19 protein-coding genes are annotated in these 16,502 nt (G+C 56.6%); 17 read left to right on the top strand and 2 right to left on the bottom strand.

Annotated features, from left to right (window positions below; translation table 11 throughout):
- The first annotated feature begins 43 nt into the window (after nucleotides 1-43).
- The 8 genes from ACZ0A4_RS00795 to rpoS all read left to right on the top strand — a co-directional run bounded on the left by ACZ0A4_RS00795 (nucleotide 44) and on the right by rpoS (nucleotide 7,295).
- A complete protein-coding gene (locus tag ACZ0A4_RS00795) occupies nucleotides 44-1,156 on the top strand; it encodes an S-(hydroxymethyl)glutathione dehydrogenase/class III alcohol dehydrogenase (protein WP_008081726.1) in 1,113 nt (370 codons plus the stop codon).
- Between the two features lie 95 nt (nucleotides 1,157-1,251).
- The gene (gene fghA, locus ACZ0A4_RS00800; RefSeq protein ID WP_463572673.1) at nucleotides 1,252-2,097 is read left to right on the top strand and encodes an S-formylglutathione hydrolase; all 846 of its coding nucleotides are present in this window, start codon (nucleotides 1,252-1,254) and stop codon (nucleotides 2,095-2,097) included.
- Nucleotides 2,098-2,141: 44 nt separating this feature from the next.
- Nucleotides 2,142-2,615 carry a 2-C-methyl-D-erythritol 2,4-cyclodiphosphate synthase gene (ispF, locus tag ACZ0A4_RS00805; RefSeq protein WP_034149878.1) on the top strand — a complete coding sequence of 158 codons (474 nt, stop codon included), beginning with the start codon at nucleotides 2,142-2,144 and terminating at the stop codon, nucleotides 2,613-2,615.
- On the top strand, nucleotides 2,612-3,670 hold the full coding sequence (truD, locus tag ACZ0A4_RS00810; protein ID WP_463572675.1) for a tRNA pseudouridine(13) synthase TruD: 1,059 nt from the start codon (nucleotides 2,612-2,614) through the stop codon (nucleotides 3,668-3,670). Before ispF ends, truD begins: the two co-directional genes overlap by 4 nt.
- The gene (gene surE / locus ACZ0A4_RS00815) at nucleotides 3,658-4,407 is read left to right on the top strand and encodes a 5'/3'-nucleotidase SurE (RefSeq protein ID WP_007908831.1); all 750 of its coding nucleotides are present in this window, start codon (nucleotides 3,658-3,660) and stop codon (nucleotides 4,405-4,407) included. The genes truD and surE overlap by 13 nt, the downstream gene beginning before the upstream one ends.
- 41 nt (nucleotides 4,408-4,448) lie before the next feature.
- Nucleotides 4,449-5,084, top strand: a complete 636-nt coding sequence (locus ACZ0A4_RS00820) for a protein-L-isoaspartate(D-aspartate) O-methyltransferase (protein ID WP_171057346.1) — start codon at nucleotides 4,449-4,451, stop codon at nucleotides 5,082-5,084.
- Between the two features lie 212 nt (nucleotides 5,085-5,296).
- Nucleotides 5,297-6,178, top strand: coding sequence for a peptidoglycan DD-metalloendopeptidase family protein (locus ACZ0A4_RS00825; protein ID WP_463577468.1), 882 nt, complete (start codon nucleotides 5,297-5,299; stop codon nucleotides 6,176-6,178).
- 106 nt (nucleotides 6,179-6,284) lie between these two features.
- A complete protein-coding gene (rpoS, locus tag ACZ0A4_RS00830; protein WP_038357938.1) occupies nucleotides 6,285-7,295 on the top strand; it encodes an RNA polymerase sigma factor RpoS in 1,011 nt (336 codons plus the stop codon).
- 527 nt (nucleotides 7,296-7,822) lie between these two features.
- On the opposite strand, the gene fdxA is transcribed toward rpoS, so the two are convergent.
- Together fdxA and mutS are read right to left on the bottom strand one after the other, a co-directional pair.
- A complete protein-coding gene (gene fdxA / locus ACZ0A4_RS00835; RefSeq protein WP_007908827.1) occupies nucleotides 7,823-8,146 on the bottom strand; it encodes a ferredoxin FdxA in 324 nt (107 codons plus the stop codon).
- A gap of 163 nt (nucleotides 8,147-8,309) precedes the next feature.
- Nucleotides 8,310-10,880, bottom strand: a complete 2,571-nt coding sequence (gene mutS / locus ACZ0A4_RS00840; protein WP_171057345.1) for a DNA mismatch repair protein MutS — start codon at nucleotides 10,878-10,880, stop codon at nucleotides 8,310-8,312.
- 251 nt (nucleotides 10,881-11,131) lie between these two features.
- Here mutS and ACZ0A4_RS00845 point away from each other — a divergent pair, with 251 nt between their 5' ends.
- The 9 genes from ACZ0A4_RS00845 (at nucleotide 11,132) to ACZ0A4_RS00885 (ending at nucleotide 16,476) form a co-directional block, all read left to right on the top strand.
- Nucleotides 11,132-11,890 (top strand): winged helix-turn-helix domain-containing protein, encoded by a 759-nt coding sequence (locus tag ACZ0A4_RS00845; protein WP_463572677.1) that lies wholly within the window; start codon nucleotides 11,132-11,134, stop codon nucleotides 11,888-11,890.
- Complete coding sequence (locus ACZ0A4_RS00850) at nucleotides 11,857-12,348, top strand: hypothetical protein (RefSeq protein WP_463572678.1); 492 nt, start codon at nucleotides 11,857-11,859, stop codon at nucleotides 12,346-12,348. The genes ACZ0A4_RS00845 and ACZ0A4_RS00850 overlap by 34 nt, the downstream gene beginning before the upstream one ends.
- 197 nt (nucleotides 12,349-12,545) lie before the next feature.
- On the top strand, nucleotides 12,546-12,905 hold the full coding sequence (locus tag ACZ0A4_RS00855; RefSeq protein WP_463572679.1) for a hypothetical protein: 360 nt from the start codon (nucleotides 12,546-12,548) through the stop codon (nucleotides 12,903-12,905).
- The gene (locus ACZ0A4_RS00860; protein ID WP_463572680.1) at nucleotides 12,902-13,282 is read left to right on the top strand and encodes a DUF1090 domain-containing protein; all 381 of its coding nucleotides are present in this window, start codon (nucleotides 12,902-12,904) and stop codon (nucleotides 13,280-13,282) included. Before ACZ0A4_RS00855 ends, ACZ0A4_RS00860 begins: the two co-directional genes overlap by 4 nt.
- Nucleotides 13,283-13,372: 90 nt before the next feature.
- Nucleotides 13,373-13,555 carry a hypothetical protein gene (locus ACZ0A4_RS00865; protein WP_064393161.1) on the top strand — a complete coding sequence of 61 codons (183 nt, stop codon included), beginning with the start codon at nucleotides 13,373-13,375 and terminating at the stop codon, nucleotides 13,553-13,555.
- A gap of 138 nt (nucleotides 13,556-13,693) precedes the next feature.
- A complete protein-coding gene (locus ACZ0A4_RS00870) occupies nucleotides 13,694-14,428 on the top strand; it encodes an XRE family transcriptional regulator (protein ID WP_007908821.1) in 735 nt (244 codons plus the stop codon).
- A gap of 534 nt (nucleotides 14,429-14,962) precedes the next feature.
- Entirely contained in the window at nucleotides 14,963-15,364 is a 402-nt protein-coding gene (locus tag ACZ0A4_RS00875) for a tail fiber assembly protein (protein WP_463572681.1), read from the top strand.
- A gap of 145 nt (nucleotides 15,365-15,509) precedes the next feature.
- Complete coding sequence (locus ACZ0A4_RS00880) at nucleotides 15,510-15,941, top strand: tail fiber assembly protein (protein ID WP_463572682.1); 432 nt, start codon at nucleotides 15,510-15,512, stop codon at nucleotides 15,939-15,941.
- A gap of 196 nt (nucleotides 15,942-16,137) precedes the next feature.
- A complete protein-coding gene (locus ACZ0A4_RS00885; protein WP_463572683.1) occupies nucleotides 16,138-16,476 on the top strand; it encodes a phage holin family protein in 339 nt (112 codons plus the stop codon).
- Nucleotides 16,477-16,502 lie beyond the last annotated feature (26 nt).

Genomic DNA, 16,502 nt, shown 5'->3' on the forward strand with positions numbered 1-16,502 from the left:
CTTGTCTGGTTTTTTTATTCAATGGATTCACTGGAGAGTCAGCATGATCAAGTCGCGCGCCGCCGTTGCCTTCGAGGCCAAGAAGCCGCTGGAAATCGTAGAAGTCGATGTCGCCATGCCCAAGGCCGGTGAAGTGTTGCTGCGCGTAGTCGCTTCCGGGGTTTGCCACACTGACGCCTACACCCTGTCCGGCGCTGATCCGGAAGGTATTTTTCCTTCGATTCTTGGCCACGAAGGTGGCGCCATCGTTGAAGCGATCGGCGAGGGCGTGACCTCGGTTGCCGTTGGCGATCACGTCATTCCGCTGTACACCCCGGAATGTGGTCAGTGCAAATTCTGCAAGTCGGGCAAGACCAACCTGTGTCAGGCGATTCGCGCCACCCAAGGCAAAGGTTTGATGCCGGACGGCACTTCGCGTTTTTCCTACAAGGGCGAAACGATTTTCCACTACATGGGCACTTCGACATTCTCGGAATACACCGTGTTGCCGGAAATCTCCGTGGCCAAGATCTCCAAAGATGCGCCATTGGAAAAGGTTTGCCTGCTAGGCTGCGGCGTCACCACCGGTATCGGGGCGGTGCTCAACACCGCCAAGGTCAAACCGGGTGACACCGTGGCCATCTTCGGTCTGGGCGGCATCGGCCTCTCTGCGGTGATCGGCGCGGTGAAAGCCAAGGCTGCGCGCATCATCGCCATCGACATCAATCCGGCCAAGTTCGAGATTGCCAAGCAACTCGGCGCCACCGACTGCGTGAACCCGAAAGATTTCGATCGTCCGATCCAGGAAGTGATCGTCGACATGACCGATGGCGGCGTCGATTTCTCCTTCGAATGCATCGGCAACGTGCAACTGATGCGCGCCGCCCTTGAGTGCTGCCACAAGGGGTGGGGTGAGTCGGTGATCATCGGTGTTGCCGGTGCTGGTCAGGAAATTTCGACCCGTCCGTTCCAGTTGGTGACGGGTCGCGTCTGGCGCGGTTCGGCATTCGGCGGCGTGCGCGGTCGTACCGAGTTGCCCAGCTATGTCGACATGGCGCAAAGCGGCGAGATCCCACTGGATACTTTCATTACCCACACCATGGGCCTGGAAGACATCAACAAGGCCTTCGACCTGATGCACGAAGGCAAGAGCATCCGTACCGTCATTCATTTCTAAAAGCAGCCCCAAGTTACAAGCTTCAAGCTGCAAGCAAAGGCGCTTTTGCCTTTTCTTGAAGCTCGAAGCTTGCCACTTGCAGCTGGGAGAATCCCATGAATCTGGAAAACATCTCCTGCCAGAAAAGTTTTGGCGGTTGGCACAAGCGTTATCGCCATCGCTCTGACGTGCTGGGTTGCGACATGGTGTTTGCCGTGTACCTGCCGCCGCAGGCGGAGCAGGGCGGCAAGCTGCCGGTTCTGTATTGGTTGTCCGGCCTGACCTGCACCGACGAAAACTTCATGCAAAAGGCCGGCGCGATGCGCATGGCCGCTGAACTCGGCTTGATCATCGTTGCGCCTGATACCAGCCCACGTGGTCCTGATGTGCCGGGTGATCCGGACAACGCTTGGGATTTCGGCCTCGGCGCCGGGTTCTATCTGAATGCCACGCAGGAACCTTGGTCGCGTCACTACCGGATGCATGAATATGTCGTGCAGGAATTGCCTTCACTGGTTGAAGCGCATTTCCCGGCGTCGGACAAACGCAGCATCAGCGGCCACTCCATGGGCGGTCACGGTGCGTTGGTCTGCGCGTTGCGCAACCCAGGTCGCTATCAATCGGTGTCGGCGTTCTCGCCGATCAACAATCCGATGGATTGCCCATGGGGGCAAAAGGCGTTCTCCCGTTACTTGGGCGAAGACCGTTCGAAGTGGAAAGAGTGGGATGCCTGCGCACTGATCGCCGAAGCGGATGAAAAACTGCCGCTGCTGGTCGATCAAGGGGATCGCGACGACTTCCTCGCCACTCAGCTCAAACCCGAAGCCTTGCAACAAGCGGCAAAACAAGCGGGCCATCCGCTGACATTGCGCCTGCAACCGGGCTACGACCACAGCTATTTCTTCATCTCAAGCTTTATAGACGACCACTTGCAGCATCACGCACGCGCTCTGCGCGGTTAATGCGGGTAGAATCACGCCCTGACAAAAATCGGGGCGTTTTTTTTATGCGTATTGGCCACGGCTATGATGTGCACCGTTTCGCTGAAGGCGATTTCATTACTCTGGGCGGCGTGCGCATTGCACACAGCTTCGGGCTGCTCGCTCATTCCGACGGTGACGTCCTGCTGCATGCCTTGAGCGATGCCTTGCTCGGCGCTGCGGCGCTGGGTGATATCGGCAAACACTTCCCGGACACCGATCCGCAATTCAAGGGTGCCGACAGCCGTGCGTTGCTGCGTCATGTGGTCGCGCTGATCCATGCCAAAGGCTGGAAAGTCGGCAACGTCGACAACACCATTGTTGCCCAGGCGCCGAAAATGGCCCCGCATATCGAATCGATGCGCGCGCTAATCGCAGCGGATCTTCAAGTTGAGTTGGATCAAGTGAACGTAAAAGCTACCACCACCGAAAAGCTTGGCTTTGTCGGTCGCGAAGAAGGTATCGCCGTGCACTCCGTTGCCTTGTTGCTGCGCGCATGAATGAACTGCAATTGCTCGGCCCGCGCGCCTATGGCGAACCATTGGGCACCGCGGTACTGAAAGCCATCGCTGAAGATTTTCAGGTCGATGAAGTCCTCGACATCCCGTTCAGTGGCGACGGTGAACACTTGTGGATCTGGGTCGAGAAACGCGGCCTGAACACTGAAGAAGCTGCGCGGCGTATCGCCAAGGCTGCCGGCGTGCCGCTGCGCACGGTCAGCTATGCCGGTCTCAAGGATCGTCAGGCGCTGACCCGCCAGTGGTTCAGCGTGCAATTGCCGGGCAAGGCCGATCCGGATCTGTCGGCGGCGGAAAACGACACGCTGAAAATCCTCAAGACCACGCGCCATAAACGCAAACTGCAACGTGGGGCGCATTCGGCCAATGGTTTCACCTTGCGCTTGACTCAGTTCGCTGGCGATAAAGACGCGATAGAACAGCGACTGCAACTGATCACCAGGCAAGGCATCCCCAATTATTTCGGCGCCCAGCGTTTCGGCCATGACGGCGGCAACGTCGTTGATGCGCGTGCGTGGGCGGTGCGCAAGGCTTTGCCGGAGCAACGCAATGTGCGTTCGCGCCTGCTCTCGACCGCGCGCAGTTTTCTGTTCAACAAGGTACTTGCCGCACGTGTGGCCGATGGCACCTGGCAAAAAGCCCAGGTCGGCGATCTGCTGGCCTTCACCGACAGCCGCAGTTTTTTCCCGGCCGGTGAGGCCGAGTGCAGCGACCCGCGCCTGGCGATTCTTGACCTGCATCCGACCGGCCCGCAGTGGGGCGAAGGTGACTCGCCGACCGCAGGCGCTGTCCATGATCTGGAGCAGGGGATTGCCGCCGGTGAAGCAGATCTGCGCGATTGGTTGATCAACGCCGGTATGAGTCACGAACGTCGCATCCTGCGGCTGCCCATTGGCGGGTTGACGTGGCATTATCCCCAGCCTGACATTCTGCAACTGGAATTCGTCCTCCCGGCCGGATGCTTCGCCACTGTATTGGTGCGCGAACTCGTTGATCTGGTGCCGGTGGGGCAGACGGACAGCCCATGCGTATTCTGATTTCTAACGACGATGGGGTAACCGCACCCGGTCTCGCCGCGCTTTATGCTGCGCTGGCGGATTATACCGAGTGTGTGGTTATCGCCCCGGAGCAGGACAAAAGCGGCGCCAGCAGTTCGCTGACGCTCGACCGTCCGCTGCACCCGCAATATCTGGCCAACGGCTTTATCAGCCTTAATGGCACACCGACCGACTGCGTGCACCTGGGCCTCAACGGCTTGCTGGAGCGCGAGGCGGACATGGTGGTTTCCGGGATCAACCTCGGGGCCAATCTGGGCGATGACGTGTTGTATTCCGGAACCGTCGCGGCAGCGCTCGAAGGGCGCTTCCTCGAACGTCCGTCGTTTGCCTTCTCGCTGGTCTCGCGTCAGGTGGATAATCTGCCGACAGCGGCGTACTTTGCGCGCAAACTGGTTGAAGCCCATGCCGGGCTCGATCTGCCACCGCGCACGGTGCTCAACGTGAACATTCCCAATCTGCCCATCGATCACATTCGTGGCATCCAGCTGACCCGACTCGGCCATCGCGCCCGCGCGGCGGCGCCGATGAAAGTGGTCGATCCGCGTGGCAAGGCCGGTTACTGGATTGCCGCTGCCGGCGATGCCGAAGATGGCGGCCCGGGCACAGACTTTCATGCGGTGATGCAGGGCTATGTGTCCATCACGCCTTTACAGCTCGATCGCACCTTCAACGATGCCTTTAGAAGCCTCGATGGCTGGCTGGAGGGACTGCGCTGATGGCCCGTGAGCACGAAGACCGACTGCGCAGCGGTATCGGCATGACCTCGCAGCGAACCCGTGAGCGTCTGATCCAGCGCCTGTACGAAGAGGGTGTGTCCAACGCCAAGGTGCTGGAAGTGATTCGGCGCACGCCGCGTCACCTGTTCGTCGATGAAGCACTGGCCCATCGCGCCTATGAAGACACGGCGCTGCCGATAGGCAATAACCAGACGATTTCCCAGCCTTATATGGTGGCGCGCATGAGCGAGCTGCTGTTGGAGGCGGGTCCACTGGATAAAGTGCTCGAGATCGGCACCGGATCCGGTTACCAGACCGCGGTGTTGTCGCAACTGGTTGAGCGAGTGTTCTCGGTCGAGCGCATCAAGGTGCTGCAGGACCGTGCCAAGGAACGTTTGGTCGAACTGAACCTGCGCAACGTGGTGTTCCGCTGGGGCGATGGCTGGGAAGGCTGGCCGGCGCTGGCGCCGTATAACGGCATTATCGTCACCGCCGTGGCCACGGATGTACCGCAAGCCTTGCTCGATCAATTGGCTCCGGGCGGGCGCATGGTGATTCCCGTGGGCTCGGGAGAAGTGCAGCAATTGTTGCTGATCGTGCGTGAGGAAAACGGCTTTTCCCGGCACGTTCTGGGCGCTGTTCGCTTCGTGCCTTTGCTTAATGGGCCACTGGCCTGAGCATTTGTTTGCGTACGCTGAATTCCTTTCGTTCGCCTGTGTCTTACTCCGGCAGCGATGGTTTAAACGCAGCAGATTGCCAACTTGCAAACGTGTGCGCGAAGCGATTTCGCTTCATTAAAGGTAAAGCCGATCCGGCCCGTTATACTTGCGACACCTCATGCCGGAATCCGGCATTTCACATTTTTCAGCCACCACAAAGGGAGCGGCGGGTGAGTCTCACAGTCATTGCGCAGCGTATGGGTAACACGAGCTTTCAGCGCCTGGTGACTGGCCTTGTCTTGAGCACCTTGCTGGTCGGTTGCTCCAGCACCAAATCGAGCAATGTCCGGGTGGTCGATCGCAACAATGCGGTGGCCCAGCGTCCTACCGTAACGACCGGACAGTATGTAGTCCGTCCGGGCGATACGATGTTTTCAATCGCGTTTCGCTATGGTTGGGACTACAAAGCCCTCGCGGCCCGGAACAATATTCCTACGCCGTACACGATCCATCCGGGTCAGACGATTCGCTTCGATGGTCGCACCGGTTCAACGCCGACGGCGGTGGTCAGCAACAGCAGTTCTTCGCCTTCTTCTTCGAGTAAAACCACGGTAATCCGGCGCCAGGCAAATGGCACGACGACCACCACAACCACCGGTTCTGCTGGCGGTTCGGCAGGCGTTGCACCGTCCGTCGCCAACAAGCAAACACCCGCGCCCTTGCCTCCGGCAGGTCCGGCCCCGACCGGCTGGGGATGGCCATCTAATGGCATTCTGATTGGAAAATTCTCTTCAAACGGTAGTTTGAATAAAGGAATTGATATCGCCGGAGATTTGGGACAGCCTGTTTTAGCTGCGTCTGATGGGACGGTGGTATACGCCGGGAGTGGCTTAAGGGGCTACGGCGAATTAGTCATCATCAAACACAGCGAAACCTACGTCAGTGCCTACGGCCATAACCGCAGGCTGTTGGTTCGGGAGGGACAGCAGGTCAAGGTCGGACAGACAATTGCCGAAATGGGGTCAACGGGTACAGACCGGGTGAAACTGCATTTTGAGATTCGCCGCCAAGGTAAACCTGTAGATCCGCTGCAGTTCCTGCCAAGACGTTGATTTGTAAGCCAGCCTGTTCCGTCACGTAGAGGGGACAGGCTCCAGCGCTGCCAAGGATAAAGGCGTCGCTTGAGCTTGGGGTCGAACTCACCAAAGGACTATAACAATGGCTCTCAGTAAAGAAGTGCCGGAGTTTGACATCGACGATGAGGTTCTCCTTATGGAGACCGGCATCGATTCGGAATCTTCGATGTCGAATGATGAAGGGGCTGCTCCACCTTCCGTTCGTTCCAAATCCAAACACTCCGCTTCACTTAAACAACATAAGTACATCGATTACACACGTGCACTTGATGCCACGCAGTTGTATCTCAACGAAATCGGCTTTTCCCCATTGCTCTCCCCGGAGGAAGAAGTTCATTTTGCGCGCTTGTCGCAAAGTGGCGATCCGGCCGGGCGCAAGCGCATGATTGAAAGTAACCTGCGGCTGGTGGTCAAAATCGCCCGGCGTTACGTCAATCGGGGTCTGTCGCTGCTGGATCTGATCGAAGAGGGCAACCTCGGGCTGATCCGGGCGGTGGAAAAGTTCGATCCCGAGCGCGGCTTCCGTTTCTCGACCTACGCGACCTGGTGGATTCGTCAGACCATCGAGCGCGCGATCATGAATCAGACCCGGACCATCCGGTTGCCGATTCATGTGGTCAAGGAACTCAACGTGTACCTGCGGGCTGCACGGGAGCTGACGCAAAAGCTCGACCACGAACCTTCACCCGAAGAAATCGCCAACCTGCTGGAAAAACCGGTGGGCGAGGTCAAGCGCATGCTGGGCCTGAACGAGCGGGTTTCTTCGGTCGACGTCTCGCTGGGTCCGGATTCGGATAAAACCCTGCTCGACACCCTCACCGATGATCGTCCGACCGATCCGTGCGAACTGTTGCAGGATGACGACCTGTCGCAGAGCATCGATCAATGGCTCTCGGAGCTGACCGACAAGCAGCGCGAAGTGGTTGTACGCCGCTTCGGCTTGCGCGGTCACGAGAGCAGTACGCTGGAAGACGTAGGCCTGGAGATCGGTCTGACCCGGGAACGGGTGCGGCAGATCCAGGTGGAGGGCCTCAAGCGCCTTCGTGAAATCCTCGAGAAGAATGGCCTGTCGAGCGAATCGCTGTTTCAGTAAGCGCCTCTCACGTCCGCTCGCAGAAAGCCCCGACTGGTTCGGGGCTTTTTTGTTGGTCTGGATTTAATGGTCATCTCGCAAGCCTTTTTTATTGTCAGACGTACGGTTGCCATTTCCATCGTTTGTAGTCTCGCAGTGTAAGCCTTGGCTTACTCTTTCGTAAGTGTTCACTATCTTTACAAGACGGCAGACGTCGATTGGCTTCCATGTCGCTGCATAACGCATTGATTTATATATTTATTTTTTAATGTGAAGTGCTTATTACAGCGCTTCTTCGGTTTCAGGGACGATTGCTCTTGGCAGGGAACTCTTTAGTATCTGGGTTGTGTCGACGGACAGACACGCCCTTCAAGGAAGAGGGGAACGGACATCGCAGGAAGCGATTCATCAGGATGATGAAAAGGAATACAGGGAATAGGGAAAAAATGTGGGCGGGTCATACCGCCCCTTTTTTTGCCCGTAAAAAAGCAAATGACAGAAAAGCAAAAAGGCCCGCAAGGGGCCTTTTCATTCGAGCGCGGGGCAGATCAGCGTTCGAGGTCTTTGATCTTGCCCTTGACGCCATCCCACTCTTCGGCATCCGGCAGCGATTCTTTCTTCTCGGTGATGTTCGGCCAGATTTCAGCCAGCTCAACGTTCAGTTGAATGAACTCCTGCATCTCTTCCGGAACTTCGTCCTCGGAGAAGATTGCTACAGCCGGGCATTCCGGTTCGCACAGGGCGCAGTCGATGCACTCATCCGGGTGAATCACCAGGAAATTCGGGCCTTCGTAAAAGCAGTCCACCGGACAGACTTCTACGCAGTCGGTGTACTTGCACTTGATGCAGTTGTCGGTGACGACGAAGGTCATTTCTAATTTTCTCCTCAGGCGGCGGCAGCGTTGCCCCTTCACGGTTGGGGTCGCCAGGTTCGGGAGCGATACCTGCTGGCCAGGCTATTAGCCAGCAGCATCCCAAACCGCGCGAGATTCTAACAGCTTGAAGCCGTTTGCGTTATATCCGCTTCTTCAGTGCTTATATCCGGTTCTTCAGTGCATAGAGCATTTCGAGTGCACGGCGCGGGGTCAGGTCATCCAGATCCAGTTTAGCCAGCTCATCGAGTACCGGGTGCGGCAGGCTGGCAAACATGTCGCTTTGCTGTGGCGTCGCCGGTTTGCCCTTGGCGGCAGGTTTCGGCGCTTCATGCGGCAAAGCGGTTTCTTCCAGTCGGCTCAGGTGCTCGCGGGCGCGCACGATGACTTCGCTTGGCACGCCGGCCAATTGCGCCACCGCCAGACCGTAGCTCTGGCTGGCAGGCCCCGGCAGCACGTGGTGCAGGAAGACGATGCGTTCGTTGTGCTCGGTGGCGTTGAGGTGGACGTTGGCCACCAATGGCTCGGCTTCCGGCAACACGGTCAGTTCAAAGTAGTGCGTAGCGAACAGCGTGTAGGCGCGCAGATGGGCCAGACGCTCGGCCGCCGCCCAGGCCAGCGACAGACCGTCGAAGGTGCTGGTGCCGCGACCGACTTCGTCCATCAGCACCAGGCTACGCTCGGTGGCGTTGTGCAGGATGTTGGCGGTTTCGCTCATTTCCACCATGAAGGTCGAACGACCACCGGCCAAGTCATCACTGGAGCCGATGCGGGTGAAGATGCGATCGACCAGCGACAGTTCGCAACTGGCCGCCGGTACAAAGCTGCCGATATGCGCGAGCAGCACGATCAGTGCGGTTTGGCGCATGTAGGTGGATTTACCGCCCATGTTCGGGCCAGTGATCACCAACATGCGCGTGTTGTCGTCCAGGCTCAGGTCGTTGGCCACGAACGGCGTGGTGAGTACTTGCTCGACCACCGGGTGACGACCCTGGGTGATGCGCATGCAGGGCTCGCTGACGAAGCGCGGACAGTTCAGGTCGAGGTTCAGCGCACGCTCGGCGAGGTTGCTCAACACGTCGAGTTCGGCCAGCGCACCGGCGGTGTCCTGCAACGGTGGCAACTGGCTGATCAAGTCTTCCAGCAGCGCTTCGTAAAGCATCTTCTCGCGGGCGAGAGCACGGCTCTTGGCCGACAGCGCTTTGTCTTCGAATTCCTTCAGTTCAGGCGTGATGAAACGCTCGGCGCCTTTCAGGGTTTGTCGACGGATATAGTCCGCCGGTGCCGACTCGGCCTGTTTGCTCGGCAATTCGATGAAGTAGCCGTGAATGCGGTTGTAGCCGACTTTCAAGTGGCTCAGACCGGTGCGGGCTTTCTCGCGGGCTTCGAGATCGATGAGGAACTGGCCGGCGTTTTCGCTCAGCGATTGCAGCTCGTCAAGTTCGCTGTCGTAGCCGGTTTTCAACACGCCGCCGTCACGGATCACCGCCGGCGGGTTGTCGATGATGGCTTTTTCCAGCAGCGCCGCCAATTCCGGGTAAGTGCTGGTGGTGGTCGCCAGACCTTGCAGGTGCGGCGCTTCCAGATCGGTCATCGCCATTTGCAGTTCAGGCAGTGCGCCAAGGGCGTCGCGTAGCCGGGCAAGGTCACGAGGACGCGCGTTGCGCAGGCCGATTCGCGCGAGAATTCGCTCGATATCGCCGATTTCCTTGAGCTGCGGTTGCAGCTTTTCGAAACGATAACGATCGAGCAGGCAAGTGATCGAGGTCTGGCGCGCCAGCAATACCGTCAGATCGCGCAACGGGCGATTCAGCCAGCGGGTCAGCAAACGGCTGCCCATGGCGGTCTGGCAACGGTCGACCACCGATTGCAGGGTGTTGTCGCGGCCACCGGCCAGGTTGGTGTCCAGTTCCAGGTTGCGCCGGCTCGCACCGTCCAGCACCACGGTGTCGTCGAGACGTTCGTGGCGCAGGCTGCGCAGGTGGGGCAGGGCAGTACGCTGGGTCTCCTTAGCGTAGGCCAGCAGGCAACCGGCAGCGCCGATGGCCAGGGTCAGGTTCTCGCAGCCAAAGCCCTTCAGGTCTTGGGTGGAGAACTGCTGGCACAGGCTTTTCAGTGCTGAGTCACGCTCGAAATCCCACGGCGCACGACGACTGACGCCACGGCGTTTTTCCGCTGGCAGGTCCCTTGGCCAGTCATCCGGGATCAGCAACTCAACCGGATTGATCCGCTCCAGTTCCGCGAGCAGGTTCTCCCAGCCTTTGATTTCTGACACGCTGAAACTGCCGCTGGTGATGTCCAGCACGGCCAGACCGAACAGACGCTCATCACCCAGCAGCGCAGCGATCAGGTTGTCGCGGCGCTCGTCGAGCAGCGCCTCGTCACTGACCGTCCCCGGCGTGAGGATCCGCACTACCTGACGTTCCACCGGGCCTTTGCTGGTCGCCGGGTCACCGACCTGCTCACAGATCACCACCGACTCGCCAAGCTTGACCAGTTTCGCCAGATAGCCTTCCGCCGCGTGGTAAGGAATGCCACACATCGGAATCGCCTGCCCCGCCGACTGTCCACGGGCGGTCAGGGTGATGTCCAGCAACTTGGCTGCCTTCTTCGCGTCTTCGTAGAAGATCTCGTAGAAGTCGCCCATGCGGTAGAACATCAGCTGATCTGGATGCTGATTCTTCAGGCGCCAGTACTGCTGCATCATCGGCGTGTGGGAGGACAGGTCTGAAATAGCTTTATTCATCAGGGGTTTAGCTTTACCGGAAAAAGTGACAAGGCAAAAACGGGGTCGTTCGCATCTACGAAATGGCGAGTGTTTGCCAGCGATGCGGCCCGTGGGTTGATTCAGTGGGGCTGAGTATGAAGTTTTTTTGAGGTGGATGCAGCAACGCGCGGCCGCTCGGGTTGGCATTGTGTCCTATAGTGCCGAAAAGCTATCGAATGATCAGAACGCGTGGGCGCAAGGCAAGTCGAGGAAGCAGCTTGGAACAGTCAGAGGGCATCGGCTCACAAGCGTCAGCGAGCGATTGTTACTACGATGCAGAGAAAATGACCCTCAGCCGGGCGCGGCGGTCAGCCTTGCTGGGCAGTAATGAAAGTGACCTGCTGCTAGCACTTATAGCCGGCGTGACCGATAAGGAACAACTCATCTCCAGGGTCTGGGGGGAGCGCGGGCTGGTGATTTCCGACAGCAGTTATTACAAGACCCTGCACATGCTCCGCGCGCATTTCGCTGACGTTGGTTTGCCACGGGACAGTCTCAAGACTTTGCCACGCCGTGGCGTGGTGCTGTTGTGTGAAATCCGGTTGGTCAGCGCGCAGACTCAAGCCTCTGAGTCGACGCCTGCGTTGGTAAACGATGCTGAACCGTTCTTCGTCGACGCTCCCACGGTGAAAAAGCCATTCAGTCGTTACAGGCGCTACCTTTTGCCAGCAATCCTGGTGCCGGCGATTGCTCTTCCGCTCTTTTACGCTTATCTGGTGTTTAAAAAGCCCGCTGATCTGGAGGAGTGGAAACTCATCTGGCAAGAAGGCGAAGCGAAATTGTATGTAGAAGAAAGTGAACGAATGTCCAAAGAGGATATTGTCAAAGCGCTCAGCGAGTTCGAACCACCCATTGTATTGTCCGATATTAACTACTATGTGCGTAAACCGCTCTCTCAATTACTGGTCAAGTGTATCAAACCGGAAAGTAAAGGGGAGGCCATATGCGTGAACTACCAACTCGTTGGAAAAAAATAATCGCATTGTTTGGCGTCTCGTCTGCATGCATCTTTGGTGCTCTGGTTATCAAGTATTTCTATTTTATTAATCGCGATATTCCACGCGCACCCTGTTTTGCATCCATCGATTTTGTCCATACTCATGATCACAAAGTTCGTTGGCATGGCGTTGGTGATATGACGATCGATCCAAGGGAGGGCGCTCTCTATGTGTATTACGTCGTCAAAACACCTGAGGGAAAAGTTTATACCTATGATCGCAAGTTCGAAATTTCACTAACACATCTGGACACTTCCAGGTTTCTGTTCAAGACGCGTTCGATTGTAAAGTTTGACGCGGATACTGCCGGCGATGAACTTCCGTTCATGGAAAGAGGCTTTCAAGGCGGTATGGTGACGTTCAATTACTTCTCCGATGCCGAGTATTACTACAACATCAATAATCTAATCAATGGCGTATGCCACGTCCCTCGCTAGCGCAAACCCCGGGTGCAAGGCCGACGGCGACTAAGTAAGACTGAGTAAGACGCCAGTAAGGCCTCAACGGCTGCTCGTTGTTAATGTGATCCAAATCAACTCAACAGCCCCTGCGACTGCCGGAGAGTCAGCGCAGTGCGGCTGTTTAGTTGCCTTGAATAACATGATGATGTTTAGGCTGTTGAGGAACGTTATAAATGCTCTGGTTTTGCGTGCGCAGTTCTCATGGGGCCAAGTCTCCCGCCTGGAAACGATCAATTGCAATAAGCCGGGAAGGTATTGTGTTTGTGCCGGCGGTTATTGCTGGAAAAGAAAAGGATGTGAGTATTTCCACATTGTGTGATCGCACTCCTGTTCTGCTGTGTTTCGATCATGTTTACGTACCAGTAGCATGGATGGTCGAGCATTTTCCAACGTGTAGGGCTCGCTGTCGCGACATGATGATGGCGGCACTTTCTGGTGTACAGGAAACGTTAGGTGGTCGTAATGCATGGTCTCGGGTGAGCAACTTCCGTAGCCGCGCTGGAGAAAAAAATTATCTGGGATCTTTCTCATGAGACCGAGTCTTTTTTGCAATCTGTCTCTGCTGATTGGTAGCGTTTTGATCATCGATAGTTCATGGGCTGGTGCGCGAGAAAGTTGCGCGCAGCGCCGTACCGAACTTGTGTTCCAGATTGAGCGCGCTGAGGCGGCGGACAATGTTTATCGCATGTCCGGTCTAGAGCAGGCACTTGCCAATGTCGAGCGCTATTGCCAAGAACCCTCCGCGCAAGATGACCGTTCAAGCGCCATCCAGAAGGCCCAAGCCGAAGTGCGACGCAGACAGAACTATCTGGAGGCCGCGCGTCAGTACGGAGATGTGAAAGTGATCAAGAAACAGGAAGCGAGGCTCGAACGGGCTCAGACAAAACTGCAAAAGCTTATGGATGAGTAAAGCGTCAATCACCGCCAAAGATTCGCGGGGTGTGTTCTTTCTTCAACCCTGCAATTCAACGTGTTCATCAGTGACACCGGGAAATCGAATATGAAAAACATCCTTATCTTTTCTTCAGTCTTTACTTCTGCTGTGCTGATTTCTGGCTGTACCGCCACCGACTGGGTGCACGCTGCCGGGGGAATCATGGGCGCCAAGGACGATTACGACAGGAAGGCCAGAACTGATCGACTTAAAAAAGCCAATGCTGCTGCGCGTCGCGTCAAAGGCTGACCACACGTTGGAGCTGGGCCGTTATTCAATGCAGAGTGATGGCTCGGCAATATCATTTTGCAGCTGAATTCATATTTATGCGTTAATTATGCAAATCAGCATTTGTCTTAACGAATAACTTCAAGCACTATGCGCGTTATGCAAAAACGCAACGTAGCCTCCGTCTTAAGAGCACTGCTCGACCAGCACGGGATCTCCCCCACGGAGCTCCACCGTCGCACCGGCGTGCCTCAATCAACTCTCTCGCGAATTCTCAGCGGGAAGATCGTCGATCCCTCGGATAAACACATCTCGAAGATCGCCGAGTACTTCGCCGTGAGCACCGATCAATTGCGTGGGCGCGCGGATGTCGCGCCATCGGCCGGTGCCGCGCGTGATGACGTACACGCGGAACTCAAGGACATAATGCTGTGGGACGACGATACGCCCGTCGATGATGACGAAGTATCGGTGCCGTTCCTTCGCGAGGTTGAATTGGCTGCTGGATCAGGAAGATTCGTCATCGAAGAGAGCGAACGCTCTAGCCTGCGCTTCGGCAAGCGCAGCCTGCGCCATAACGGTGTGCAGTTTGACCAGGCAAAATGCGTGACCGTACGTGGCAACAGCATGTTGCCGGTGTTGCGTGATGGCGCCACTGTGGGCGTCAACGCGGGCAAGTGCGGCATCGGCGACATCATCGATGGCGACCTGTACGCGATCAATCACAACGGCCAGTTGCGCGTAAAGCAGCTTTACCGCCTGCCTACCGGCATTCGTCTGCGCAGCTTCAATCGCGATGAGCATCCGGACGAGGACTACAGCTTCCAGGAAATCCAGGAAGAGCAGATCGTCATCCTCGGTCACGTCTTCTGGTGGGGCATGTACGCCCGCTAACCCGACCTCTTCAGAAAACCCGCCATTGGCGGGTTTTTTTTCGCCTTGATGAAACCGGAAAACCCTTGAGCTGCGGGGCTTTCATGCGTCTGCGCATTTATCATGCATAAATAAATGCATTTACGCATTGACTGCATATGCATACATGCATATCCTTGCCACCAAGCCGCTCGACAAAGCGGCTGGCAAGAAAGCTCTTTAGTTCCACAAGAACAGGCAGCGATGAACCGGCCTCAACGGTTCAGAGGGTTGGCAACTGACCCGGGTGTGCAGCGTAAAGCACCAGAAGCAGTTATCCGGCGGGCAGGGACCGCGGTCGGAAAAACAATTTGAACGGACTCGTACCGCGCCAGTAGCGCCGAACAGTCAGCTTCCTTCTTGAACACAGGATTTGAAGGAAGGCGAAGGAGCGCATTACTGAAAAGCCCGGTGCATAACCGGGCTTTTTGGAATGCCTACCGGATTCAACATGGAATGGCAGGATCTCTGGAGATGAATACATCTTCGGGAAACATCAAACCAAGGAGTTATGCAATGCATCTGTTTGCGCTAGTACAAGGATCGAAAGTTACCCGTTTGGTAGAAAGTGAAGAGATGCCGGGTACGGCTTCGCCCTTTGACACCTGGGTTGATGTAACCGGCAACACGGAAGTTGCAGTGAATGACCGCGCTTCCTTCAACGGTGGCTGGACATTCACAAAACCAACCAACGCGGAACTGATCAGCGAGATCAACTATGAATCGCTGATGCGGTTGAGAGACATTGATAACCGCCTGCTTCTGAGTTCCGCACAGTTCAAGGTCGATCTTGGCGTCGCCGATCTGGCCGATGTGGTGTTGTTGCAGACGTGCAAGCAATACGCCATTGCCATCAGTGATATCAACAAGCAACCCGGTTACCCACAAACCGTAAACTGGCCGGTTGCTCCGTTCTAATTCAACGGCAAGCCCGGTACCGGGAACGCATGACTGAAAAGCCCGGCCTCAGCGCCGGGCTTTTTCAAATGCTCGTCTGAGCAGACCCCCTGCAATGAATGTTGTAGAGAGCGGGAATGAGTTAAACAAATATAAGGACATTGGAATGAATCGTTATGCACTGATGGAATTGATCAGCGGCTACAGCTTTTATCTGGTTAATCAAATCGTGGAGGCTGAAAGCACGCCGCCACTTCCTGCACACACAGGCTTGATGGACTACTGGATGGATGTCACCGCCAATCCAGCGGCTCAAGTTGGTTTGATCTACAAATACCTCGGTTCGCAAGAGGTCTTTTTGCAACCCGTTTATGGGGACTACGTTGCCATTGCCGTTTCCCGCAAGAAGCAACGCTTTGAAATGGCGGCCAGTTGGCTGACTTATAACCCGCAGCAGTACCGAGTAGAGCTTGGCGCTGCGACCCCGGCGGAAGTAGCACAGTGGCAAGCCTACAAACAGTACGTCGTCGATCTGAGTGAGATTAACAATCAGCCGGGCTATCCGACAGCGGTGAATTGGCCAGCAGCTCCGTTTTGATGCCATTGGAAATCGGCATTGAGCGTTGAATGCTTAACGAAAAATCCGGCATTTTGTCGGGTTTTTCGGCATGACTTGCACCATCGGAATGCGCGTCATCACTGAACAAGGCACAACTTGCGGGTATTCCTTGAGTATCCGCTTTTTAGAGAGATCGATTGAAACAACACACATCAATCACATCAGGAGGCGTGACATGACAACCGAGCAACAAGCGTTGGCAGACATGCCGATCTGGCTGGTCATCCTCCTTGCCGTCGTCGGCGGAGTCTCCGGCGAAATGTGGCGCGCCGACAAGGAGGGTGCTCGCGGCTGGCCGCTTATTCGACGTCTGGCCCTGCGCTCCGGCGCCTGCATGATCTGCGGCGTGTCGGCGATCATGCTGCTGTATGCCGCCGGCATGTCGATCTGGGCGGCCGGCGCGTTTGGTTGCCTGACAGCGATGGCTGGCGCTGACGTCGCCATAGGCTTGTACGAACGCTGGGCCGCGAAGCGCATCGGCGTCTGCGAAGTCCCGCCCCGCGACCAACCTTAACCGTATTAATTCTCCGTGCCGCCATT

The organism is Pseudomonas sp. AC172 (assembly GCF_979258595.1).